This is a genomic window from Enterobacter sp. MGH 16 (genome assembly GCF_000493175.1).
Classification (GTDB): domain Bacteria; phylum Pseudomonadota; class Gammaproteobacteria; order Enterobacterales; family Enterobacteriaceae; genus Enterobacter; species Enterobacter roggenkampii.
Window position 1 is genome coordinate 2,383,619 of sequence record NZ_KI535695.1, and the last position, 23,528, is coordinate 2,407,146.

The window sequence follows — 23,528 nt, forward strand, 5'->3', positions numbered from 1 at the left end:
TGTAATTGTGAAATTTAATGATGGATTGTTTGTGAGGAATTATCGAAGCGTCTGGTAAAGCGCGGTTTAACTGGCTAGTATGTTGCGTTTTGTGATCGCGCGCACGGAAGCCTGCCCTAACCAGCGAAACGTTATGTCCCTACCCCATTCTGCTGTCTCTCCCGAAAACCGTGTCGCCAGCGTGCTGCGTTCCCCTAAACAGCTGACGCGTGAAACGCTAGCTGGCGTGATTACCGCCCTGGCGCTGATCCCCGAGGTCATCTCATTTTCCGTTGTGGCGGGCGTTGACCCGAAGGTCAGCCTGATCGCTTCCGTTGTGCTCTGTCTTGCCCTGTCTGTACTGGGTGGTCGCCCGGCGATGGTCACGGCCGCGGCCGGTTCCGTGGCGCTGGTTATTGGGCCCATGGTGCATCAGCACGGCGTACAGTACATTCTTCCCGCCGTGCTCATGGCTGGCGTAATTCAGATTCTGTTTGGCGTGCTGGGCATGGCAAGGCTGATGCGCTTTATTCCCCAGTCGGTCATGACCGGGTTTGTTAACGCCCTCGGGATATTGATTTTCTTTGCGCAGGTTCCGCATTTCTGGAGCCGAAGCCCGCTGATTGTGGGCCTGTTCGTGCTGACGGTGCTGATCGTGCTGTGGGTGCCGCGCTATATCAAAGGCATCCCTTCCCCGCTGATTGCGATTGTGCTGTTAACCTTGATTACCGTTTCAACCGGGCAAAGCCTGCCGACCGTGGGCGATGAAGGCGCCATGAGCGGCGGCTTGCCGGGTCTTGGCGAACTTCTGGTCCCACTCAATCTACAGACGCTGAGCATAATCTGGCCGTGCGCGTTGAGCATCGCGTTTGTCGGCCTGCTGGAATCCCTGCTGACCGCAAAGCTGGTGGATGAGCTGACCGCGACGCCGTCAAGTAAACGCCGCGAAAGCATTGGATTAGGCGTCGGCAATATTCTGGCCGGATTTTACGGTGGGATTGCGGGCTGCGCGATGATCGGACAAACCATCGTTAACGTGGAGATGGGGAAAGGCCGAAGCCGAATTTCAACCTTCGCTGCGGGCATCGTGCTGCTGATCCTGGTGACGGCGCTCAGCGACGTGATGGCCAACATCCCGATGGCGGTGCTGGCGGGCATTATGGCGATCGTCGCCGTTAAAACCTTCAGCTGGCACAGCCTTCAGCCGGCCACGCTGAAAACGGCCCCGATTGCAGAAACGGTCGTCATGCTGGTGACCGTTGCCGCCACGGTATCAACCGGCAATCTGGCGATTGGCGTGCTGGGCGGGATTATCGTCATGGTGCTGCTTCCCGCCCGCATTAAGCGTCGGCTTAAAGCAGAAAAATCGTCGCCAGCCCAAGAAAAATAAAGAAACCGCCGGTATCGGTGATGGCGGTGATCATCACGCTCGACCCCACCGCGGGGTCGCGCCCCAGTTTGGTCATGGTCAACGGGATAATGACGCCCATCATCGATGCCACGAGCAGATTCAGCACCATCGCCAGCATCATCACGCCGCCTAACGCCATATCGTCATACAGCCACCAGGTGATGCCGCCCATAATGCCGCCCCACACCAGGCCGTTGATCAGCGCCACGCCCATCTCTCTGAAGATCAGAAAGGCGAAGTTGCCGGGCTGAATATTCTCCAGCGCCAGCGCGCGAACAATCATCGTGATAGTCTGATTGCCGGTATTGCCGCCAATCCCGGCCACAATCGGCATCAGCGAGGCCAGCGCCACCAGCTGCGAAATGGTGTGTTCAAAGCCGTCAATCACGCGGGAGGCGATAAACGCGGTACACAGGTTAATGGCCAGCCACGCCCAGCGCGTTTTCACCGCCTTGCCGACGGAAGCATGGACGTCATCTTCCGCGCTGATCCCCCCCAGCGCACGCAGGTCGTTATCGGTTTCTTCATAAACGACGTCAACGATCTCGTCGATGGTCAGACGCCCCATCAGTTTGCCGACGGAGTCCACGACGGCGGCACTCACGAGGTCATCACGTTCGAAGGTACGCGCCGCTTTTTCCGCATCGTCCTCCGGGGAGAAGACCATCGGCTCGTTTTCCATCACCTCGCTCACCTTCCGCTGGGTGCTGTTGAGCAGGATGGTTTTCAGCTCCAGTTCGCCGAGGAGGGTTTTATCCCGGGAGGTGACAAACAGCTTATCGGTGTTATCCGGCATTTTGCCCAGGCGGCGCAAATAGCGCTGCACGGTGCCGAGCGTCACGTCCGGGCGCACCGTGATAACGCCGAACTCCATAATCGCGCCGACGCTGTTTTTCTCGTAATGCATCACCTGGCGCACGCGCGCGCGTTCATCGGCAGGCAGTGACGCCAGCAGGCGGCCGGTCAGGTTTCGCGGCAGGTGTTGAACCAGGTAAATCTGTTCGTCGATATCCAGGGTTTGCAGAGCGTCGAGAATATCCCGGTCGCTCATCTCGTCGATCAGGTCGTCCCAGACGTTTTCCGAGGCCTCAAGCAGCACCTGTCCGCGCTCGTGATCCTGCACCAGCCGCCACAGGGCATGACGCTCTTCCGAGGGAAGCGCTTCAAGGGTGTCCGCCAGATCCGGCGGGGGTAAGTGAGCAACCAGCGCACCTACCTCAGCAATATCGTCGGCTAACGTGCCGACATCATATTGCTCAGCCAGGGTCAGTTTGCCTAATAGCGTAGACGTGACCGCTTTATCGGTCGTGAGAATCCAGATCAGTCGCGCACGTTCCTGGTCACGCTGTCTGGCGCTGTTTTTCTTTAATACCGACATCAATCATAAATCCATGAAATAAGTTGGTATTAAGCATAGCGCGAGGATAAGTAAATAAGAATAAACAACGGGCCGGGATGGAGAAAAAAGCGGCATATCGTGCAAATCATTGTGCCCGGCGGCGCTACGCTGCACGGGCCTACAAAATCCCAGGCCGGGTAAGGCGAAGCCGCCACCCGGCACACGGGCATCAGGCCGTGCGCGCCACCGCGTCACGCGAGGCCGCATCGCGCGCTTCACCGGTCAGCTCGCTCAGCCTGCCGTCGCGCATCTCCAGCAAGCGGTCAGCGTGAATAAAGTAATGATCGTCGTGGCTGATGGCGAAAATGGTTTTGCCCATCTCCTGCATCAGCGGCAGCAGCACCTGATAAAACTCGCGGCGGAAGTGCGGGTCCTGATCCGCCGCCCACTCGTCGAGCAGAATGATGTCACGCTCTTCCGCCAGCGCCAGCAGCAGCGCCACGCGTTTTTTCTGCCCTTTGGAGAGTTTGAGGTTAAGGATCTTGCCGTCCTGAAGTTCCAGCTTGTGCGACATCTGCAGGTGCGCCAGCCATTTTTCCACCAGCGCAGGATTGGCCTGCTGCCCTTCCGGCCCCAGCAGCCGATCAAACAGCCAGACGTCGGTGAACACCGCCGAGAAAAGCTTGCGGTAGTCCTCGGGCTTCTCCGCGCTCAGCGCTCTGCCATCCAGTAAAATCTCGCCCGACTGAGGCTGATAAAGGCCAGTGAGCAGCATCGCCAGCGTCGATTTACCGCTGCCGTTGCCGCCAATCAGGAACAGCAGCTCGCCGCGGCGGATCGTCAGATTGAGCGGCCCCACGGAGAAGGCGCTGTCCTGATAACGGAACGTGACGTTACGCAGCTCGAGCGTCTGCCAGTTCGGGAAGGCCTGCGGGCGCGGGAATTCGGGCTTAAACGGCGCGAGATCGAATTTTTTGAGTTTATTAAAGGCCACCTGCGCACTCAGCAAGGTGGGCAATGCGCCCACCGCCGAGAGCAGCGGCGTGCGCAAAAACAGCAGCGTCAGTGAGTAGGTTGCCGCGACGTTGGTATCCGCCCAGCCCAGGCTGTTCGCCATCCAGAACACCAGGCCAATGGCGCCCAGCATCATAATGTTTGACCAGTTCACCGCGCTCAGGTGGAAGGTATCGGCGCGAATGATATGGTGCCGGTATTCGCGCGCGTCCGGAATATAGAGATGGTTAAAGATATACTCGGCGCGCTCGCGGTTCAGGGTGAGCTCTTTGCGCCCTTCCAGTACCGTCTGGTAATCGTTATAGAGCTTATCTTCAGTTTCGCGCAGGACCGCCATGTGTTTATAGACGCGGGACACCAGCACAAAACCGCCCCAGATGGTGATGGCAATCCACAGCGCAGTCACCGCCAGCATTTTGCTGGAGAGCCAGGCGAGATAGGCCGCCGAGCCGAAGGTCAGAATGATCCCCTGCACCAGCTCCGGCAGACGAACGAATGCGATAGTAATGGCGCGAACGTCGCTGGTCAGCCCCGCCAGCAGGGAGGCGCTGCCGAGCTGCTCGACGCGCTCGACCTGAGTGTCCAGGATGCGCTTGATAAACTCGCTGCGCAAGCGAAAAACGAAATGGTGGCCGAGCGCAGTCAGTGCCAGCTGGGAGCCGAGCGTAACCGCCATCAACAAAAGCAGCAGGCCGAGAAACTCCGGCAATACGGAGAGCGAGGTGTCGACCATTTCAATCAACCGCACGTTAATAAACGCGATCAGGCCAATACCCAGCGCGGCGCTGGCCAGGCTTAACGCCATGACGGCGACGAAGGGCCAGCGGTACTGACGCCAGACGAGGAGAAGTAGTTGCATGCAGGCAATCCGGACAATAAAAATCAGCCAGCAGTGTAAACTGCCCTGCGCGGACATCAAGAATAATTCTTATTTTAGTTTACTGTACCCCGCCTGACGGAAGGTCAGATTAAAGCGGTACTCGCCCGTGAGGGGGTGAACGCCGGGTTTCAGCGGCTGAATGCCGTGATAGTAAAGCCGCGATTCCCTGCCCCACACCACCACATCGCCATGTTCCAGCATGATGCGTTTGAGCGGATCGTTGCGGCGTAATCCCCCAAACTGAAAGACGGCGGGCAGGCCTAACGATACCGAAACGATAGGCGCGCGCAGATCGGGCTCATCCTTGTCCTGATGCAGCGAGAGCTTCGCCCCGACGGCGTAGCGGTTGATCAGACAGGCGTCAGGACGGAAGTCAGGATAATCCGCCGCCACGGCAGCCTCGTGACAAAGTCCCTGGAAAACCGCAGGCATGGGAGGCCACGGCCGACCTGTCGTGGGATCGTTCGGAGCATACACATACCCACGTTCGTTTGTCGCCCAGCCCAGTTCGCCGCAGTTGGTCATGGCCACCGACATGGTGTAGCCGCCCGGCGTCACCATATGGCGAAACGGTGAAGCCGCTGTGACCTCTTCAATACCGGCAAGCAACGCCCCCGCACGGGAGAGAGCAAAGCGGCGCAGGATAACCGCCCCCGGCGCAAGCGGCTCCTGCCAGGGTTCAGCATCCGCAAAAAGATCGAGCATTATCCCTCCCGGCGTTTCGCCTCACGTTTTAACAATAGCGCTTTTCGCGCCGCCCCCCAGCGATAGCCCGACAGTGCGCCGTCGTTGCGAACCACGCGATGACAGGGGATCACAATCGCCAGCGTGTTGGCCGCACAGGCTCCGGCGACGGCGCGTACCGCACTGGGCTGACCAATCGCCTGCGCCACCTGCTGGTAACTTGCCGTTTCACCGCAGGGAATTGCGCGAAGGGCCTGCCAGACGCGCTGCTGGAACGCGGTACCGCGAATATCCAGCGGCAGCGCAAGCGGTACGTCGCGGTTATCAATACTGGCAATGACCTGGTGGATCCGCTGTACGAAGGCGTCGTCCCGCGGCGCGTGCGTTGCTTTTGGAAATTGCGTGGCAAGCTCTGCGGTTAATTCAGCATCGGTGTCACCCAGCAGAATCGCGCAGATCCCCCGCTCGCTTTCGGCGACCAGACAGCGTCCTAACGAACAGTCATCGATGGCATACCGAACGGCCACCTCTCCTTTACGGTACTGCTTCGCCGTCATGCCCAACGCATCGTTGGCTTTACGATAATAGCTGCTGCTGTCGGGAAATCCCGCTGCCAGCACGGCATCGGTAATTTTGTCTCCCTGCGCAAGCGCGGTGCGCAGACGCTGACCCCGCGCCGCCTGCTGCCAGGCTTTTGGCGTCATGCCGGTCACGGATTTAAACAGGCGGTGGAAATGGAAAGGACTCATGGCAACCTGCTCCGCCAACCTCTCCAGAGTTAGCGCAGGATCCTGCTCCAGAAGCCGACAGGCGTGTTCCACTTTTGCCAGCTTTTGCGCCTGCGGATCGCGCTTGTCCGGCATGCAGCGCTTGCACGGACGAAAACCTGCCTGAGTGGCGTGCCGGGCATCAGGATAAAAACGGACATTTTTACGCAGCGCGTGGCGGGCACGGCATGACGGGCGGCAGAAAATACCCGTCGTCTGCACGGCGAAAACAAACTGATCGTCAGCGAGCGGATCGCGGGCCAGCACGGCCTGCCAGCGATCCTCATCGGTAGTGAAGGTTGGGTTTTTCATGATCGGCTCCTCGTATAAGCATACATAGAGCGTGCCTGAGCGCCACCGATAAAAAACCCGCAACCTTGCTTTTTAATTTTTGTCGCTGACCAGGAAACTGTTGAACTGCGGCGAGCTCCAGGTTTTAAACCCGTCGCCCTCTTTGGTGATCATATAAACCGCCAGCCCTTCCTGACGAACCACCTCTTTGGCTTTCTCCGGGCCAAGAACCATTAATCCGGTATCCCAGGCATCCGCTTCCAGCGCGGTGGGGGCAATGACCGTCACCGAGACCAGGTTATGCGTGATGGGGCGGCCGGTCTGCGGATCAATCACGTGCGAAATACGCTTCCCGTCAAGCTCGTAATAGTTGCGATAGCTTCCGGAGGTGCTGATGCCATGTCCGTTGATATCCACTATCGCCTGCACGGCATTTTGCCGATCCGTCGGTTTTTGAATCGCCACGCGCCACGGTTTATCGCTGGCGTTCATGCCCCGACTGACCAACGCGCCGCCCACGGAGACCAGATAACGGGAAATCCCCTCCTGCGCCATCAGTGCAGCAAGATGATCCGCCGCATAGCCTTCCCCGACCGTCGACAGATCGACAAACAGATCGGGAATATCTTTCTGCAGGTACTGCTGCCCGTACTGGTTGATGACGGTCAGATGCTGTAGCCCGGTCCGGGCGCGGGCGTCATCAATGGCCGCCTGTTCGGGCGTCTTCACCGGCTGTTTATTCGGGCCAAAACCCCAGAGGTTCACCAGAGGACCGACGGTCACATCCATCGCCCCGTTGGTTTTATAACCTACGCGCATTGCCTCGGTCACGATATCGGCCATCGCCTCGCTCACCGGCCACAGAGAGGTGCTGGTTGAGAGGTTAAAGCGCATCAGCGCCGAGTCATTTTTATAGGTCGACAGCAGCTGATCGTCGGCGTCCAGCTGTGCCTGGATTTTGCCGCGAAGCTCATCCGTGCGCGTTTTATCGAGGTTCATCACGCTGACGCGCCAGAAGGTGCCCATCGTTTTGCCTTCGAGCACCGTCGCGGCAGGTGCGTCGGTTTTCGCCACGGGCGCGGGATCGTTACACGCGGTCAGGAAAAAAAGCATAGCCAGAAAGCTGGCGCGTAAAAAAGTCATGTCCATTCATTATTATCCTCATGCCAGGGCGGCAAGAGTACACCAAAACGGGTGAGTTGTGAGAATCAGAAAGGCACAAAAAAGGGGCCATCAGGCCCCTTACGTCACACGATGGCGCGATTAGAACTGGTAAACCAGACCCAGCGCGACGATATCGTCAGTACCGATACCCGCCTGACGGGTGAATTCATTTTCATCAACCAGGTTAATTTTGTAATCCACGTAAGTGGACATGTTTTTGTTGAAGTAGTAAGTCGCACCCACATCAACATATTTCAGCAGATCCTGATCGCCGAAGTTTTCGATGTCTTTGCCTTTAGACTGCAGGTAAGCCACGGATGGACGCAGGCCGAAGTCGAACTGGTACTGAGCAACCACTTCGAAGTTCTGCGCTTTGTTAGCAAAGCCGTAAGCGGTAGTTGGGTTGCTGCCGTTAGAGGTACCAAAACGGGTTGCGTTGTAGGTCTGAGAGTACTGTGCTGCCAGATAGATGTTGTTGGCATCGTACTTCAGGCCACCAGAATAGACTTCTGCGTGATCCCCTTTACCGTATACGCCCAGTGCGTTCTGATCGGCGGTACGTTTGGAGGAGGACATCGCACCACCCACGCTGAAACCTTCGCCCAGGTTATAGGTCACGGATGCACCGTAGCCATCGCCGTTCTGGTTCAGCAGGCTGCGACCGTCGGTGTTTTCACCGCTTACGCTGCCGTTTTTGCCCTGATACTGCAGAGCAAAGTTCAGGCCATCAACCAGACCAAAGAAGTCCTGGTTACGGTAGGTTGCCACGCCGTTAGCACGAGACTGGAGGAAGTTGTCGGCACCGTAGGTGTCACCGCCGAATTCTGGCAGAACGTCGGTCCAGGAGGTCACGTCGTAAATCACGCCGTAGTTACGACCGTAATCGAATGAACCTGCTTCCGCGAACTTCAGACCTGCAAACGCCACACGAGTCCAGGACTGGTTGTCGCCTTCGTCCTTGTTGCCCTGAATCTGGTATTCCCACTGGCCATAACCGGTCAGCTGATCGTTAACCTGAGTTTCACCTTTGAAGCCAAGACGCATGTAGGTCTTGTCGCCGTCGTTACCCTTGTCGTCAGAGAAATAATGCAGACCATCGACTTTGCCGTACAGATCTAATTTGTTGCCATCTTTGTTATAAATTTCGGCCGCATTTGCTGCGCCTGCCACCAGGAGTGCTGGTACCAGGAGGGACAGTACTTTAACTTTCATTTTATTAACCCTCTGTTATATGCCTTATAATTGCCACTGCTTACTGGTTAACCCTCATTAACCAGTCGGCAATTTCATTCTCCGCAAAAATACAGAATAATCCAATGCGAATATGATACGAAAACTTTGAAGATGTTTCATTTGTCCATCAAGAAGTTTCAAAATGTAAATATCAAGGAACTTTTACAAAGCACAAATAGCTTATAAATTTAGCACTTATAATCAAAATAAAAATCATACATATAACAATCAAGTACTTATAATAAAAATCGTTACAGCACTGAATGACAAAACAAGATCGCGGCTAATCTCTAAAATATCTCTCGCTATCATCATTAACTTTATTTATTACCGTCATTCAGTTTTGAATGTCTGTTTATCCCTAATTGAGCCGGATGCTTCGCATTCGGTTTTTTTTTACCTTTCTTTACGCAACGCCTCATTTTTTGTGCTACCGCACCGAAATTGTAACGACTATTAACTAAATTCTCCCCGGCGATCGTTCGCTAACACACAATTGATGTAAAACTTAATTTCTTGTTAATTCGTGCTATTTGCTGGCCAGGCGCACTTTTTATTTGTACGCGCAGGACGAGTTTGTACATGTTTACCGCGCCACCCGCCGCCGGTATTGTCCGTTGAAAAAGTCGCCTGTTCCCGGACGGTGGCGCTGGAAATTCAGTTATTACCCTTTATACTGCCCTATCGCCACAGAGCATGACCATGACGGGTTAAAGATATCAATGAGTCAGACTGAAACCACCGCCCCGAGCAAATTCTCCCTCCTCCCCGGGAGCATCACCCGTTTCTTTCTTCTTTTGATCGTTGTGCTGTTAGTGACCATGGGGGTGATGGTACAAAGCGCGGTTAACGCCTGGCTGAAGGATAAGAGCTATCAGGTCGTCGATATCACCCACGCCGTGCATAAGCGCATCGATACCTGGCGCTACGCCACCTGGCAGATTTACGACAATATTGCGGCCGCCCCGGCCTCCTCATCCGGAGATGGACTTCAGGAGACGCGGCTTAAGCAGGATGTCTATTACCTCGAAAAACCGCAGCGTAAGACTGAGGCGCTCATTTTTGGCTCTCACGACAGCGCAACGCTCGAGATGACACAGCGTATTTCGACCTATCTGGATACCCTCTGGGGGGCCGAAACGGTGCCGTGGTCGATGTACTATCTGAACGGTCAGGACAACAGCATGATCCTGATCTCAACCCTGCCGTTAAAAGATCTCTCTTCCGGGTTTAAAGAGACCACCGTGGGCAGCATCGTCGACTCCCGCCGGGCAGAGATGCTGCAGCAGGCGAATGCCCTTGATGAACGTGAGAGCTTCTCTTCCCTGCGTCGTCTGGCCTGGCAAAACGGTCATTATTTTACCCTGCGCACCACCTTCAACCAGCCGGGACATCTGGCGACGGTAGTGGCCTTCGATTTACCGATTAACGATTTAATCCCGCCGGACATGCCGCTCGACAGCTTCCGTCTGGAGCCCGACAACAGCACCCAGAACATGCGTGCGGCTTCTGACAAAGAGGCCGCAGAGAGCGTCTCGATCTCCTTTAACGGCTCAAAAATCGAAATTGCCTCGTCCCTGAACTCGACCGGTATGCGTCTGGTGTGGCAGGTGCCGTTTGGCACGCTGCTGCTCGATACCCTGCAAAATATCCTGCTGCCTCTGCTGCTGAATATCGGTCTGCTGGCGCTGGCGCTGTTTGGCTACAGCACCTTCCGTTTCCAGCCGGGGCGTCAGAGCGACGCCTCTGCGGTCCCGGCAGGCACCAGCAATGAACTGCGCGTGTTACGTGCGCTAAATGAAGAGATTATTTCCGTGCTGCCGCTTGGGGTCTTAGTTCACGATCAGGAAGCGAATCGTACGGTAATGAGCAATAAAATTGCCGACCATCTGCTGCCGCATCTTAACCTGCAGAACATCACCACCATGGCGGATCAGCACCAGGGGGTGATCCAGGCCACCATCAACAATGAGCTGTACGAGATCCGTCAGTTCCGCAGCCAGGTCGCCTCCCGCACGCAAATTTTCATCATTCGCGATCAGGATCGCGAGGTGCTGGTGAATAAAAAGCTCAAGCAGGCGCAAAGACTGTATGAGAAAAACCAGCAGGGGCGCGCCGCATTTATGCAGAATATTGGCGATGCCTTCAAGCAGCCGTTAAAAACGCTGGCGACCCAGGCGGCGGCGTTAAATACGTCAGAAAGCCACCAGCTTGCCTGTCAGGCCGACTCGCTGGTCAGAATGGTTGACGAGATCCAGCTGGCGAACATGCTGGAGAATGATTTCTGGAAAGGAACACCAACCCTCTTCTCTATTCAGGACCTGATCGATGAAGTGGTTCCGGAAGTCCTGCCCGTGATTAAGCGTAAAGGGTTGCAGCTGCTGATCAATAACAATCTTCCGGCAAATGACGAGCGCCACGGCGATCGTGAAGCGCTGCGCCGCATACTGTTGATGATTATTCAGTACGCGGTGACGACCACGCAGATCGGCAAGATCACCCTCGAAGTCAGTACGGAGGAGTCGGCAGAAGACCGCCTGACGTTCCGCATCCTCGACACCGGGGAAGGCGTCACCACGAGTGAAATTGATAATCTCCACTTCCCGTTCCTGAACGACACGCAAAGCGATCGCTACGGCAAGGCCAATGCCCTCACCTTCTGGCTGTGCGATCAGCTGGCGCGCAAGCTCGGCGGCCATCTGAATATCAAAGCCCGTGAATCCCTCGGCACCCGCTATTCTCTGCACGTGAAAATGGCGGCCAATCCGCAGGAAGAAGATGAAGAACGTCTGCTGGATGATGTCGTGGTGATGGTCGATGTGACCTCGAACGAGATCCGCAATATTGTCGTTCGTCAGTTAGAAAACTGGGGAGCCGCCTGCATCACGCCGGATGAAAGACTTGCAAGTCAAGAATTTGATCTGTTTTTAACTGATAATCCGTCTAATCTTACTGCCTCCGGCTTGCTTTTAAGCGATGATGAGTCAGGCGTGCGGAAAATCGGCCCTGGCCAGCTGCGCGTCAACTTTAATATAAGCAATGCGATGCAGGAAGCTGTACTACAACTAATAGAAGAGCAGCTGGCGCAGGAAGAGATAGCGGAATCCCCGCTTGGCGGTAATGAAAATGCCGAGCTTCACGCCAGCGGATACTATTCACTCTTTGTTGATACAGTACCAGATGATGTTAAGCGGTTGTATACTGAGTCCGCTGCGAATGATTTTGCAGCGCTGGCACAGACAGCACACCGGCTTAAAGGGGTGTTTGCCATGCTTAATCTGGTTCCCGGCAAGCAGTTATGTGAAACGCTGGAACATCTAATTCGTGAGAAAGATGCCTCTGGCATTGAAAAATACATCAGCGACATTGACGCCTACGTCAAAAGCTTGCTGTAGCAAGGTAGCCTTATACATGAACAATATGAACGTAATTATTGCCGATGACCATCCGATTGTACTGTTCGGTATTCGCAAATCACTTGAACAGATCGAGTGGGTGAATGTAGTCGGTGAATTTGAAGACTCTACAGCACTGATCAATAACCTCCCAAAGCTTGATGCACACGTGCTCATTACCGATCTCTCCATGCCCGGAGACAAATACGGTGATGGGATCACGCTCATCAAATATATTAAACGTCACTTCCCGGATATCTCGATCATTGTTCTGACCATGAACAACAACCCGGCGATCCTGAGCGCGGTACTGGATCTGGATATCGAAGGGATTGTGCTGAAACAGGGCGCACCGACCGATCTGCCTAAAGCGCTTGCGGCGCTGCAGAAAGGCAAGAAGTTCACGCCTGAAAGCGTTTCTCGTCTGCTGGAAAAAATCAGCGCGGGTGGCTACGGTGACAAACGTCTGTCGCCGAAAGAGAGTGAAGTTCTGCGCCTGTTCGCAGAAGGTTTCCTGGTGACCGAGATTGCCAAGAAGCTGAACCGCAGTATTAAAACCATCAGCAGCCAGAAGAAATCAGCGATGATGAAGCTGGGTGTGGACAACGATATTGCTCTGCTGAACTATCTCTCCTCCGTCACGCTGAGTGCAACGGATAAGGATTGATCTCCACTGTAAATGCCGGGTGGCGCTGGCGCTTACCCGGCCTACAAAACCCGCAGGCCCGCGCAAGCGCAGCGTCGCCGGGCAAATAAAAAAGGCCCTTCCGGGCCTTTTTTATATTCTCGTTTTTCTCACGCGCTCTGCGTAAATCGACAATGTCTGCTTCAGCACGTCCAGCGTCACCGGTTTCGACAGACAGCTGTCCATGCCTGACTCCAGACAGCGCTGCTTCTCTTCCGCCAGCGCGTTCGCCGTTACGCCCACCACCGGCAGCGTCAGGCCAAGCTGCCGGATGCGCTGCGTCAGACGGTAGCCGTCCATGTTAGGCATGTTGACATCGCTCAGCACGATATCAATATGATTCTTACTCAGCACGTTCAGCGCATCCACGCCGTCATTGGCGGTTTTGCACTGGTAGCCCAGCGATCCAAGCTGGTCAGCCAGCAGGCGGCGGTTAATCGGATGGTCATCCACCACCAGAATCATCATATCGTCATTCACCGACGCCAGAGACTCCGGTGACGGCAATCCGCCCGCGCCGTCGCGCTCTTCCAGCTCCACTTTGTAAATGCGAGCCAGCAGGCTCAACAGCTCGTGCGGCGTCGCAACACTGTGTACCCACTCCCCAGGCGCGCGCTCGACGGGAATGCCGATGTGGCGACGGCAGAAGAGCACCGACCCTCTCCCCTGCCACGGCTGCTCCTGCATCTCGTCGGCGATCAGCACATCGTCAACGTCCGGTGTTTGACCTTCATAGCGGCACACCCTCACGCCGCAGTGGGTCAGCAGCGCCGTCAGATAGTCATTCAGCGAGGCGTTATGCACCGCCAGCCAGCAGCGCTTATCGCTCAGCCCGTCTACCGTGGCCTTTGCCGGATATTGCGCCGAATAGAGCGGAATGCGGATGGTGAACTGGCTGCCCATGCCGGACTCGGTATCCACGGAGATATCGCCGTCCATCATGCTGACGAGCTTCTCACAAATCGCCAGTCCCAGTCCGGTGCCCTGGAAGTTACGCTGCACGCCGGTACCGACCTGGAAGAACGGATCGAACAGGCGAACCACCTCCTTCGCCGGAATGCCGACCCCCGTGTCGCGCACGCGAATGCTCAGGTAATCTCCTGCCCGGCAGACGTGCAACACAATACAGCCGGTATCGGTAAATTTGATGGCGTTGCTGAGCAGGTTAGAGATGACCTGCTGCAGGCGCATCGGATCGCCGTGCAGCGTCAGCGGCACGTCCGGTTCGATAAAGCAGTAGAGCCCCAGCTGTTTACGCACCACCAGCGGCAGATAGTTGGCGCTAATGTGGTTCATCACCTCGCGCGGTGAAAACTCGCGCGGCTCGATTTTCAGCTGCTCGGACTCAATTTTAGAGAAGTCGAGAATATCGCTGATGATTTTCAGCAGCAGGCTGGAGGAGTTGTTCATCGCCGTCACCAGCCGGTCGACGCCTTTCGGCAATTCCTTCGTCTGCAACAGATCGAGGTTACCGATAATCCCGTACAGCGGCGTACGCAGCTCGTGGCTGACGGTCGCAAGGAACATGGATTTTGACTGGCTGGCCTGCTCCGCCGCCTGCGCCATCTCCTGCAACGACTCCTCCATCTTCACGCGCGCGGAGACATCCACCAGCACGCAAATCGCCACGTTTTCATTGCGATAGCGGGAATGGACAAAGCTGATCTGCAGGTTGGTGTGCGTACTGGTGAGCACGTCCACGAAGTTAACCTGCTGACCGCAGATAATCTGCGTCAGCCTCTGCCGGTCTTCGTGCGTCAGCATGTTCAGGTAGTTATGCGCCAGTTCGTTACTCAGGATGTTGGTCCCGTCCTGGGTACGCAGGATACAGATCCCCACCGGCGCCGAGGCAACAATCTTGCGGTTAAACTGCTCGTGTTCCTCCAGGCGCTGGGCGTCGCTTTCGGCGGGAATAAAGATTTTCCGCTCATACATGCGCGCCAGCGTAAACAGCGCGCCCCCCGCCAGCAGGTTGAGCAGAATTGCATTCATGATAAGAATGCGTATCCGCTCAAGCACCATATCCACCGGCAGCGAATAGACGATACTCAGCGACGAAGGCGGCAGACTCTTCTTCAGCACCAGCTCGCGGAAGCCCGAGGTATAGCCAAACCACGACCGCTCCTGCATCCAGTGCGGTTCGACGTTCAGCCGGTTATCGGGCCCGGCAAGCGAGATCAGCTGATGGCCGTTTTCATCCAGAATGGTCACCCCCATGGGCAGGCTGCCAGGGGTGAAGAAGTTTTCCATGCGGATGGTCTGCTCAATCCCCATCAGCGCCTGCAGGCGATTACCGAGATAAACCGGCGTCAGGGCATAGAAATAGCCCACGCCGGGGCGCGGGCCCTGGCTCACCCAGAAGATGTTATTCCCGCGCTCGTCCTGTGGTGCATTGCGGTATTTCACAATACGTTCATGCAGGCTTTTCAGCGCATTGTCACGTTCAACGGGCACGTCGCGCAGGCCAAAGTCAGCCATGCAGAGATTTTCGCTGCCAATCAGGAAGACGCGGTTCAGGTCATAGGCGGCGGAGAAGTTGTCGCGCCAGTAGCGCATAAACCAGGCTAGCGATTCCAGCGACCCGCGCCAGGTATTGCTCATGGTGGAGCAATCGGAATCCGGGAACAGCGGCTGGAAGTCCGGAACTTCGGTTTTGTCGTTACGCCCGCGGAGCGCAAGAATACCGTTTTCCGCCGTCAGACGATTCTCGGCAATATACTTCAGCTCCTTCATGACGTCAGACGTTCGCTGAATGTAGCGCTGGGCCTGGTCGGAGCTTAAGTTAAACTCCTGGCGGATCTCCGCTTCTTTCTGATGCAGCGCATTAACGATGTAAAACACCGAGAACAAGGCCACCAGCAGCCAAAGCAGGAGCGCCAGCGCTCTAAACAGATAGCGAGAGACTTTCAGCGTAGTACGAAAGGAGACGAGGTATTTCAAGGGGGCGAGGCTCCGCCGTCGGGGTCAAAAGAATGTGGTTAAGGTAGCGGTAAACGCGCCAGGTCGCAACGTTGACTTATCTGCTTCTGCAAAAGAAAAGGGCCGGAATCCGGCCCTTTTTTACATCAGGAGACATTACTCGTCAGCGTCATCCGCTACGTCATCGTCGGTGTCGGCTTCTGGCGCGATGTCCTCATCGCCTTCCGCGACGCTACCGTCGATGGAGTCGAGCTCTTCGTCATCCACCGGCTCGGCAACGCGCTGCAGACCCACCACGTTTTCATCTTCCGCTGTACGGATGAGGATCACGCCCTGGGTGTTACGACCCACCACGCTGATCTCAGACACGCGGGTACGCACCAGCGTACCCGCATCGGTGATCATCATGATCTGGTCGGCATCGTCTACCTGCACCGCGCCGACAACGGAACCGTTGCGCTCGGTCACCTTGATGGAGATAACGCCCTGCGTGCCGCGAGACTTGGTTGGGTATTCCCCTTCCGCCGTACGTTTACCGTAACCATTCTGCGTGACGGTCAGGATAGCCCCTTCACCGCGCGGAATAATCAGAGAAACAACGCTGTCTTCGCCAGCCAGTTTGATACCACGTACGCCCGTCGCGGTACGGCCCATTGCACGGACGGCGTCTTCTTTGAAGCGCACCACTTTACCGGCCGCAGAGAAGAGCATGACTTCATCGGAGCCCGAGGTCAGATCCACGCCAATCAGCTCGTCGCCTTCGTTCAGGTTCACGGCGATAATACCGGCAGAACGCGGACGGCTGAATTCGGTCAGCGCGGTTTTCTTCACGGTACCGCTGGCGGTCGCCATAAAGACGTTCACGCCCTCTTCGTACTCGCGTACCGGCAGAATAGCGGTGATACGTTCGTTCGCTTCCAGCGGCAGCAGGTTAACGATTGGACGACCACGTGCGCCGCGGCTTGCTTCCGGCAGCTGATAGACTTTCATCCAGTACAGACGACCGCGGCTGGAGAAGCAGAGGATCGTGTCATGGGTGTTCGCCACCAGCAGGCGGTCAATAAAGTCTTCTTCTTTAATACGTGCTGCAGATTTACCTTTACCGCCACGACGCTGTGCTTCGTAGTCCGTTAACGGCTGATACTTCACGTAGCCCTGGTGAGACAGGGTCACCACAACGTCTTCCTGGTTGATCAGGTCTTCGATGTTGATGTCCGCGCTGTTGGCGGTGATTTCGGTGCGGCGCTCGTCGCCGAACTGATCGCGGACCAGCTCCAGCTCTTCGCGGATCACTTCCATCAGGCGCTCTGCGCTGCCCAGGATATGCAGCAGCTCAGCAATCTGTTCCAGCAGCTCTTTGTATTCGTCGAGCAGTTTTTCATGCTCAAGGCCGGTCAGTTTCTGCAGACGCAGATCCAGAATCGCCTGGGCCTGCTGTTCAGTCAGGTAGTATTGACCGTCACGCACGCCGAACTCAGGTTCCAGCCATTCAGGACGCGCCGCGTCATCGCCCGCACGTTCCAGCATCGCGGCGACGTTGCCCAGATCCCACGGACGGGAAACCAGCGCGGTTTTCGCTTCCGCCGGGGTTGGCGCACGACGGATCAGCTCGATGATCGGGTCGATGTTGGCCAGCGCAACCGCCAGCGCTTCAAGGATGTGCGCACGGTCGCGCGCTTTGCGCAGTTCGAAGATGGTACGACGGGTCACCACTTCACGGCGGTGACGGACGAACGCGCTCAGGATCTCTTTCAGGTTCATGATCTTCGGCTGACCATGGTGCAGCGCAACCATGTTGATACCGAAGGAGACCTGAAGCTGCGTCTGGGAGTACAGGTTATTCAGGACAACCTCACCCACCGCGTCGCGTTTGATCTCAATCACGATGCGCATGCCGTCTTTATCAGACTCGTCACGCAGCGCGCTGATGCCTTCAACGCGTTTTTCTTTTACCAGCTCGGCGATTTTTTCAATCAGACGCGCTTTGTTCACCTGATACGGGATCTCGTGAACAATAATGGTTTCACGGCCGGTTTTGGCGTCCGCTTCTACTTCAGCGCGGGCACGGATGTAAATCTTGCCGCGGCCGGTACGGTACGCTTCTTCAATGCCGCGACGACCGTTGATGATCGCCGCCGTCGGGAAGTCCGGGCCCGGGATGTGTGCCATCAGCCCTTCAATGCTGATGTCTTCATCGTCGATATAAGCCAGACAGCCGTTGATCACCTCGGTGATATTGTGCGGCGGAATGTTGGTTGCCATACCGACCGCGATACCGGACGAACCGTTCACTAACAGGTTCGGGATCTTGGTGGGCATCACATCTGGGATGCGCTCGGTGCCGTCGTAGTTATCGACGAAATCAACGGTCTCTTTTTCCAGGTCGGCCATCAGCTCATGAGCGATTTTCGACATACGGATTTCCGTATAACGCATCGCCGCAGCGGAGTCGCCGTCGACTGAACCAAAGTTACCCTGACCATCTACCAGCATGTAGCGCAAGGAGAATGGCTGCGCCATACGAACGATGGTGTCATAAACGGCGGTATCACCATGCGGGTGATATTTACCGATGACGTCACCGACGACGCGGGCAGATTTTTTATAGGCTTTATTCCAGTCATTGCCCAATACGTTCATGGCGTATAGTACGCGACGGTGTACCGGCTTAAGGCCATCGCGGACGTCCGGCAGCGCACGGCCAACAATGACCGACATCGCATAGTCCAGATAGGAGCTCTTCAGCTCTTCCTCGATGTTAACCGGTGTAATTTCTCTCGCAAGGTCGCTCATCTAACCGCTATCCCTCTACTGTATCCCGGATTCAAAGGTCGCAAATTATAACACAGCCGAGGTGATTGAGGTAAACCTATACGCTTTATTCACAGGGATTGCCTGATATACTCATTCGTCTTGCTAAATAAGGAGTAAAAGCGCCCATGAATGCCGAAAAATCCCCGGTGGCTCACAACGTTGACCACGAAGAGATTGCCAAATTTGAAGCGGTGGCGTCCCGCTGGTGGGATCTCGAAGGCGAGTTCAAACCGCTGCACCGTATTAACCCGCTGCGTCTGGGCTATATCGCGGAGCGTTCCGGCGGTCTGTTCGGTAAAAAAGTGCTCGATGTCGGCTGCGGCGGCGGTATCCTGGCGGAAAGCATGGCGCGCGAAGGGGCGAACGTCACGGGCCTGGATATGGGCTTTGAACCGCTGCAGGTTGCTCGTCTTCATGCGCTGGAGTCTGGCATACAGGTGGACTACGTGCAGGAAACCGTGGAAGAACACGCGGCAAAACATGCCCATCAGTACGATGTGGTGACCTGCATGGAGATGCTGGAGCACGTTCCCGATCCGCAGTCCGTGGTGCACGCCTGTGCAAAACTGGTGAAACCGGGTGGACAGGTCTTCTTCTCGACCATCAACCGCAACGGTAAAGCCTGGCTGATGGCCGTCGTTGGCGCGGAGTATGTGCTGCGCATGGTGCCGAAAGGCACGCATGACGTGAAGAAATTCATCAAGCCTGCGGAACTGTTAAGCTGGGTCGACCAGACGTGGCTCAAGGAGCAGCACATCACCGGCCTGCACTACAATCCGCTGACCAATAAATTCAAACTCGCACCGGGCGTTGATGTTAACTATATGTTGCATACAACCGCCAAAAACGACTAACGTCATTCGTTATTCTTATAAAGATTGCGCGACATCATGTTGCGCAATTCTGACCGCCCGTTGAAGAAATCAGCACTCGATCAAATTTTGAATTTTTTTTCTTAATTATTGACATGTCTTCCAGGCCTTACAGCACGAGGACTTAGCCTTTTTTACCCTTTCACAACCTCAATTTAACGTCAAAATCAACCCTTGTACTGAAAAGAATCCTTACTAGAATACTCACCATATAGCGTTTTTCTTATCGCAAACCCCCTATATGTAGTATTTATCCACAGAGTTAGTCACAAGACGGTTCTGTGGATAAGCGGGGGATATTTTTTTATTTCACGGACAGGTAAACCCCACATGAATCAGAGTCTGCTGGTGACAAAGCGCGACGGTACTACCGAGCGTATCAATCTGGACAAAATCCATCGAGTTCTCGACTGGGCAGCAGAAGGACTGAACAACGTATCTATCTCCCAGGTTGAACTGCGTTCACATATCCAGTTCTACGACGGCATCAAAACATCTGATATCCACGAAACGATCATTAAAGCGGCGGCGGACCTCATCTCCCGCGAAGCACCGGATTATCAGTACCTCGCTGCACGTCTGGCGATTTTCCACCTGCGTAAAAAAGCCTACGGCCAGTTTGAGCCGCCGAAGCTTTACGATCACGTGGTGAAAATGGTTGAGCTGGGCAAATACGACACGCATCTGCTGGAAGACTATACGGAAGAAGAGTTCGAGCAGATGAACGGGTTTATCGATCACTGGCGCGACATGAACTTCTCCTACGCGGCGGTGAAGCAGCTCGAAGGCAAATACCTGGTTCAGAACCGTGTAACCGGTGAGATCTACGAAAGCGCCCAGTTCCTCTATATTCTGGTGGCCGCCTGCCTGTTCTCTAACTATCCGCGTGACACCCGTCTGGATTACGTGAAGCGTTTCTACGATGCGGTATCGACGTTCAAGATTTCACTGCCGACGCCAATCATGTCTGGCGTGCGCACCCCAACCCGTCAGTTCAGCTCCTGCGTACTGATCGAGTGTGGCGACAGCCTGGACTCCATCAACGCCACCTCCAGCGCCATCGTGAAATACGTTTCCCAGCGTGCCGGTATCGGCATCAACGCCGGTCGCATCCGTGCGCTGGGCAGCCCGATTCGCGGCGGTGAAGCGTTCCACACCGGCTGTATCCCGTTCTATAAGCACTTCCAGACGGCAGTAAAATCCTGCTCTCAGGGCGGCGTGCGCGGCGGTGCTGCGACCCTGTTCTATCCTATGTGGCACCTGGAAGTGGAAAGCCTGCTGGTCCTGAAAAACAACCGTGGTGTTGAAGGCAACCGCGTGCGTCACATGGACTACGGCGTGCAGATCAACAAGCTGATGTACACCCGTCTGCTGAAGGGCGAAGAGATCACCCTGTTCAGCCCGTCCGACGTCCCGGGCCTGTATGACGCGTTCTTCGCCGATCAGGACGAATTCGAGCGTCTGTACACCAAATACGAAAAAGACGACAGCATCCGCAAGCAGCGCGTGAAGGCGGTGGACCTGTTCTCCCTGATGATGCAGGAACGTGCCTCTACCGGCCGTATCTACATCCAGAACGTTGACCACTGCAACACCCACAGCCCGTTTGATCCGGTGGTTGCACCAGTGCGCCAGTCTAACCTGTGCCTGGAGATCGCCCTGCCGACCAAACCGCTGGAAGACGTGAACGACGAAAACGGTGAAATTGCGCTGTGTACGCTGTCCGCGTTCAACCTGGGTGCCATCAAGAGCCTGGACGAGCTGGAAGAGCTGGCCGTGCTGGCGGTTCGTGCGCTCGACGCCCTGCTGGACTACCAGGATTACCCAATCCCGGCCGCGAAACGCGGTGCGATGGGGCGTCGTACCCTGGGTATCGGCGTGATCAACTTCGCCTACTGGCTGGCGAAAAACGGCAAGCGTTACTCCGACGGCAGCGCCAACAACCTGACGCACCAGACGTTCGAAGCGATTCAGTACTACCTGATGAAAGCGTCCAACGAGCTGGCGAAAGAGCAAGGCGCGTGCCCGTGGTTCAACGAAACCACCTACGCGAAAGGCATTCTGCCAATCGACACTTACAAGAAAGACCTGGATGCGATCGTCAGCGAGCCGCTGCACCTCGACTGGGAAGGCCTGCGCGAGTCCATCAAGACTCACGGCCTGCGTAACTCCACGCTCTCTGCCCTGATGCCGTCTGAGACCTCTTCGCAGATCTCTAACGCCACCAACGGTATTGAGCCGCCGCGCGGCCACGTCAGCATCAAAGCCTCGAAAGACGGCGTGCTGCGTCAGGTGGTACCGGATTACGAGACGCTGGGTGACAACTACGAGCTGCTGTGGGAAATGCCAAACAACGACGGCTACCTGCAGCTGGTGGGTATCATGCAGAAGTTTATCGACCAGTCGATCTCTGCCAATACCAACTATGACCCGACGCGCTTCCCGTCCGGCAAGGTGCCGATGCAGCAGCTGTTGAAAGACCTGCTCACCGCCTACAAGTTTGGCGTGAAAACGCTGTACTATCACAACACCCGTGACGGTGCGGAAGACGCGCAGGACGACCTGGTTCCGTCAATTCAGGACGATGGCTGCGAAAGCGGCGCATGTAAGATCTAATGTAAATGCCGGGTGGCGCTACGCTTACCCGGCCTACGTTTTTAGGACACACTCATGGCATATACCACCTTTTCACAGACGAAAAACGACCAGCTCAAAGAGCCGATGTTCTTCGGCCAGCCGGTCAACGTGGCACGCTACGATCAGCAAAAATATGACATCTTCGAAAAGCTGATTGAAAAGCAACTCTCCTTCTTCTGGCGTCCGGAAGAAGTGGACGTCTCCCGCGACCGTATTGACTACCAGTCTCTGCCGGATCACGAAAAACATATCTTCATCAGCAACCTGAAGTACCAGACGCTGCTGGACTCCATTCAGGGCCGTAGCCCAAACGTGGCGCTGCTGCCGCTGATCTCGATTCCTGAGCTGGAAACCTGGGTGGAAACCTGGGCGTTCTCTGAGACGATCCACTCCCGCTCTTACACCCACATCATTCGCAACATCGTGAACGATCCGGCGGTGGTGTTTGACGATATCGTCACCAACGAGCAGATCCAGAAGCGCGCGGAAGGCATTGCCCATTACTACGACGAGCTGATCGAGATGACCAGCTACTGGCACCTGCTGGGCGAAGGCACTCACCATGTGAACGGTAAAACCATCACCGTGAACCTGCGCGCGCTGAAAAAACAGCTGTACCTGTGCCTGATGAGCGTTAACGCGCTGGAAGCGATCCGCTTCTACGTCAGCTTCGCCTGCTCCTTCGCCTTTGCCGAGCGCAAGCTGATGGAAGGCAACGCCAAAATCATCCGTCTGATTGCCCGCGATGAAGCCCTGCACCTGACCGGTACCCAGCACATGCTGAACCTGCTGCGCAGCGGCACGGACGATCCGGAGATGGCGGAAATCGCCGAAGAGTGCAAGCAGGAGTGCTACGACCTGTTCGTGCTGGCGGCTCAGCAGGAGAAAGAGTGGGCAGACTACCTGTTCCGCGACGGCTCCATGATTGGCCTGAACAAAGACATCCTGTGCCAGTACGTTGAGTACATCACCAACATCCGCATGCAGGCGGTCGGTCTCGACCTGCCGTTCCAGACGCGCTCTAACCCTATCCCGTGGATCAACACCTGGCTGGTGTCCGATAACGTGCAGGTTGCGCCGCAGGAAGTGGAAGTGAGTTCTTATCTGGTCGGTCAGATTGATTCTGAAGTCAACACCGACGACCTGAGCGACTTCCAGCTCTGATGTCACGCGTCACGTTAAGTCTTTCCGGCACTGAGGTACTGTGTCGGGAGGAACACCCTTCTCTGCTGGTGGCGCTTGAGGCGCATCAGGTCGAAGTAGAGTACCAGTGTCGTTCCGGCTACTGCGGTTCTTGCCGCTGCCGTCTGGTCGCCGGCCAGGTGGACTGGCTGACCGAACCACTGGCCTTTATCAACGAAGGGGAAATTTTGCCCTGCTGCTGCCGGGCAAAAGGCGATATCGAGATCGAGATGTGATGGTGTCGGGTGGCGCTTCGCTTACC

The 23,528-nt window shown here is 55.9% G+C and carries 15 protein-coding genes; 7 read left to right on the plus strand and 8 right to left on the minus strand.

All coding sequences use genetic code 11. The features are described from left to right. The first annotated feature begins 79 nt into the window (after positions 1 to 79). Entirely contained in the window at positions 80 to 1,369 is a 1,290-nt protein-coding gene (locus L362_RS11605; protein ID WP_023344565.1) for a SulP family inorganic anion transporter, read from the plus strand. On the opposite strand, the gene mgtE is transcribed toward L362_RS11605, so the two are convergent. The 6 genes from mgtE to L362_RS11575 all read right to left on the minus strand — a co-directional run bounded on the left by mgtE (position 1,332) and on the right by L362_RS11575 (position 8,741). Then, positions 1,332 to 2,768, minus strand: coding sequence for a magnesium transporter (mgtE, locus tag L362_RS11600; protein ID WP_023344566.1), 1,437 nt, complete (start codon positions 2,766 to 2,768; stop codon positions 1,332 to 1,334). The genes L362_RS11605 and mgtE overlap by 38 nt on opposite strands. Positions 2,769 to 2,958: 190 nt before the next feature. Further along, positions 2,959 to 4,602 (minus strand): multidrug ABC transporter permease/ATP-binding protein, encoded by a 1,644-nt coding sequence (locus L362_RS11595; protein ID WP_032638019.1) that lies wholly within the window; start codon positions 4,600 to 4,602, stop codon positions 2,959 to 2,961. 69 nt (positions 4,603 to 4,671) lie between these two features. Then, positions 4,672 to 5,328 carry a DNA oxidative demethylase AlkB gene (alkB, locus tag L362_RS11590; RefSeq protein WP_023344568.1) on the minus strand — a complete coding sequence of 219 codons (657 nt, stop codon included), beginning with the start codon at positions 5,326 to 5,328 and terminating at the stop codon, positions 4,672 to 4,674. Further along, complete coding sequence (gene ada / locus L362_RS11585) at positions 5,328 to 6,386, minus strand: bifunctional DNA-binding transcriptional regulator/O6-methylguanine-DNA methyltransferase Ada (protein ID WP_023344569.1); 1,059 nt, start codon at positions 6,384 to 6,386, stop codon at positions 5,328 to 5,330. Before ada ends, alkB begins: the two co-directional genes overlap by 1 nt. Positions 6,387 to 6,458: 72 nt before the next feature. Continuing rightward, positions 6,459 to 7,514: an FAD:protein FMN transferase ApbE gene (gene apbE, locus L362_RS11580; RefSeq protein ID WP_008500243.1), complete on the minus strand. Its 1,056-nt coding sequence runs from the start codon at positions 7,512 to 7,514 to the stop codon at positions 6,459 to 6,461. 114 nt (positions 7,515 to 7,628) lie between these two features. Continuing rightward, positions 7,629 to 8,741, minus strand: coding sequence for a porin OmpC (locus L362_RS11575; RefSeq protein ID WP_008500242.1), 1,113 nt, complete (start codon positions 8,739 to 8,741; stop codon positions 7,629 to 7,631). Positions 8,742 to 9,484: 743 nt separating this feature from the next. Between L362_RS11575 and rcsD the strand changes: the two genes are divergently transcribed. Next, positions 9,485 to 12,157 (plus strand): phosphotransferase RcsD, encoded by a 2,673-nt coding sequence (gene rcsD / locus L362_RS11570; protein WP_021241536.1) that lies wholly within the window; start codon positions 9,485 to 9,487, stop codon positions 12,155 to 12,157. Positions 12,158 to 12,173: 16 nt separating this feature from the next. Next, entirely contained in the window at positions 12,174 to 12,824 is a 651-nt protein-coding gene (gene rcsB, locus L362_RS11565) for a response regulator transcription factor RcsB (RefSeq protein ID WP_003859405.1), read from the plus strand. 111 nt (positions 12,825 to 12,935) lie between these two features. Here rcsB and rcsC read toward each other — a convergent pair whose 3' ends face one another. After that, entirely contained in the window at positions 12,936 to 15,782 is a 2,847-nt protein-coding gene (gene rcsC, locus L362_RS11560; protein WP_023344570.1) for a two-component system sensor histidine kinase RcsC, read from the minus strand. Positions 15,783 to 15,917: 135 nt separating this feature from the next. Next, positions 15,918 to 18,554 carry a DNA topoisomerase (ATP-hydrolyzing) subunit A gene (gyrA, locus tag L362_RS11555; RefSeq protein ID WP_008500239.1) on the minus strand — a complete coding sequence of 879 codons (2,637 nt, stop codon included), beginning with the start codon at positions 18,552 to 18,554 and terminating at the stop codon, positions 15,918 to 15,920. A gap of 146 nt (positions 18,555 to 18,700) precedes the next feature. Between gyrA and ubiG the strand changes: the two genes are divergently transcribed. The 4 genes from ubiG (at position 18,701) to yfaE (ending at position 23,502) form a co-directional block, all read left to right on the plus strand. Continuing rightward, positions 18,701 to 19,429, plus strand: coding sequence for a bifunctional 2-polyprenyl-6-hydroxyphenol methylase/3-demethylubiquinol 3-O-methyltransferase UbiG (ubiG, locus tag L362_RS11550; protein ID WP_021241539.1), 729 nt, complete (start codon positions 18,701 to 18,703; stop codon positions 19,427 to 19,429). A gap of 348 nt (positions 19,430 to 19,777) precedes the next feature. Beyond that, positions 19,778 to 22,063, plus strand: a complete 2,286-nt coding sequence (gene nrdA / locus L362_RS11545) for a class 1a ribonucleoside-diphosphate reductase subunit alpha (RefSeq protein ID WP_008500237.1) — start codon at positions 19,778 to 19,780, stop codon at positions 22,061 to 22,063. A 54-nt stretch (positions 22,064 to 22,117) separates the two neighbouring features. After that, positions 22,118 to 23,248 carry a class Ia ribonucleoside-diphosphate reductase subunit beta gene (nrdB, locus tag L362_RS11540; protein ID WP_008500235.1) on the plus strand — a complete coding sequence of 377 codons (1,131 nt, stop codon included), beginning with the start codon at positions 22,118 to 22,120 and terminating at the stop codon, positions 23,246 to 23,248. Further along, entirely contained in the window at positions 23,248 to 23,502 is a 255-nt protein-coding gene (yfaE, locus tag L362_RS11535; RefSeq protein ID WP_008500234.1) for a class I ribonucleotide reductase maintenance protein YfaE, read from the plus strand. The genes nrdB and yfaE overlap by 1 nt, the downstream gene beginning before the upstream one ends. Positions 23,503 to 23,528 lie beyond the last annotated feature (26 nt).

Coding starts and splice junctions, on each gene's coding strand:
- L362_RS11605 (WP_023344565.1), top strand. CDS start 80: ATGTTGCGTTTTGTGATCGCGCGCACGGAAGCCTGCCCTAACCAGCGA.
- mgtE (WP_023344566.1), bottom strand. CDS start 2,768: ATGTCGGTATTAAAGAAAAACAGCGCCAGACAGCGTGACCAGGAACGT.
- L362_RS11595 (WP_032638019.1), bottom strand. CDS start 4,602: ATGCAACTACTTCTCCTCGTCTGGCGTCAGTACCGCTGGCCCTTCGTC.
- alkB (WP_023344568.1), bottom strand. CDS start 5,328: ATGCTCGATCTTTTTGCGGATGCTGAACCCTGGCAGGAGCCGCTTGCG.
- ada (WP_023344569.1), bottom strand. CDS start 6,386: ATGAAAAACCCAACCTTCACTACCGATGAGGATCGCTGGCAGGCCGTG.
- apbE (WP_008500243.1), bottom strand. CDS start 7,514: ATGGACATGACTTTTTTACGCGCCAGCTTTCTGGCTATGCTTTTTTTC.
- L362_RS11575 (WP_008500242.1), bottom strand. CDS start 8,741: ATGAAAGTTAAAGTACTGTCCCTCCTGGTACCAGCACTCCTGGTGGCA.
- rcsD (WP_021241536.1), top strand. CDS start 9,485: ATGAGTCAGACTGAAACCACCGCCCCGAGCAAATTCTCCCTCCTCCCC.
- rcsB (WP_003859405.1), top strand. CDS start 12,174: ATGAACAATATGAACGTAATTATTGCCGATGACCATCCGATTGTACTG.
- gyrA (WP_008500239.1), bottom strand. CDS start 18,554: ATGAGCGACCTTGCGAGAGAAATTACACCGGTTAACATCGAGGAAGAG.
- ubiG (WP_021241539.1), top strand. CDS start 18,701: ATGAATGCCGAAAAATCCCCGGTGGCTCACAACGTTGACCACGAAGAG.
- nrdA (WP_008500237.1), top strand. CDS start 19,778: ATGAATCAGAGTCTGCTGGTGACAAAGCGCGACGGTACTACCGAGCGT.
- nrdB (WP_008500235.1), top strand. CDS start 22,118: ATGGCATATACCACCTTTTCACAGACGAAAAACGACCAGCTCAAAGAG.
- yfaE (WP_008500234.1), top strand. CDS start 23,248: ATGTCACGCGTCACGTTAAGTCTTTCCGGCACTGAGGTACTGTGTCGG.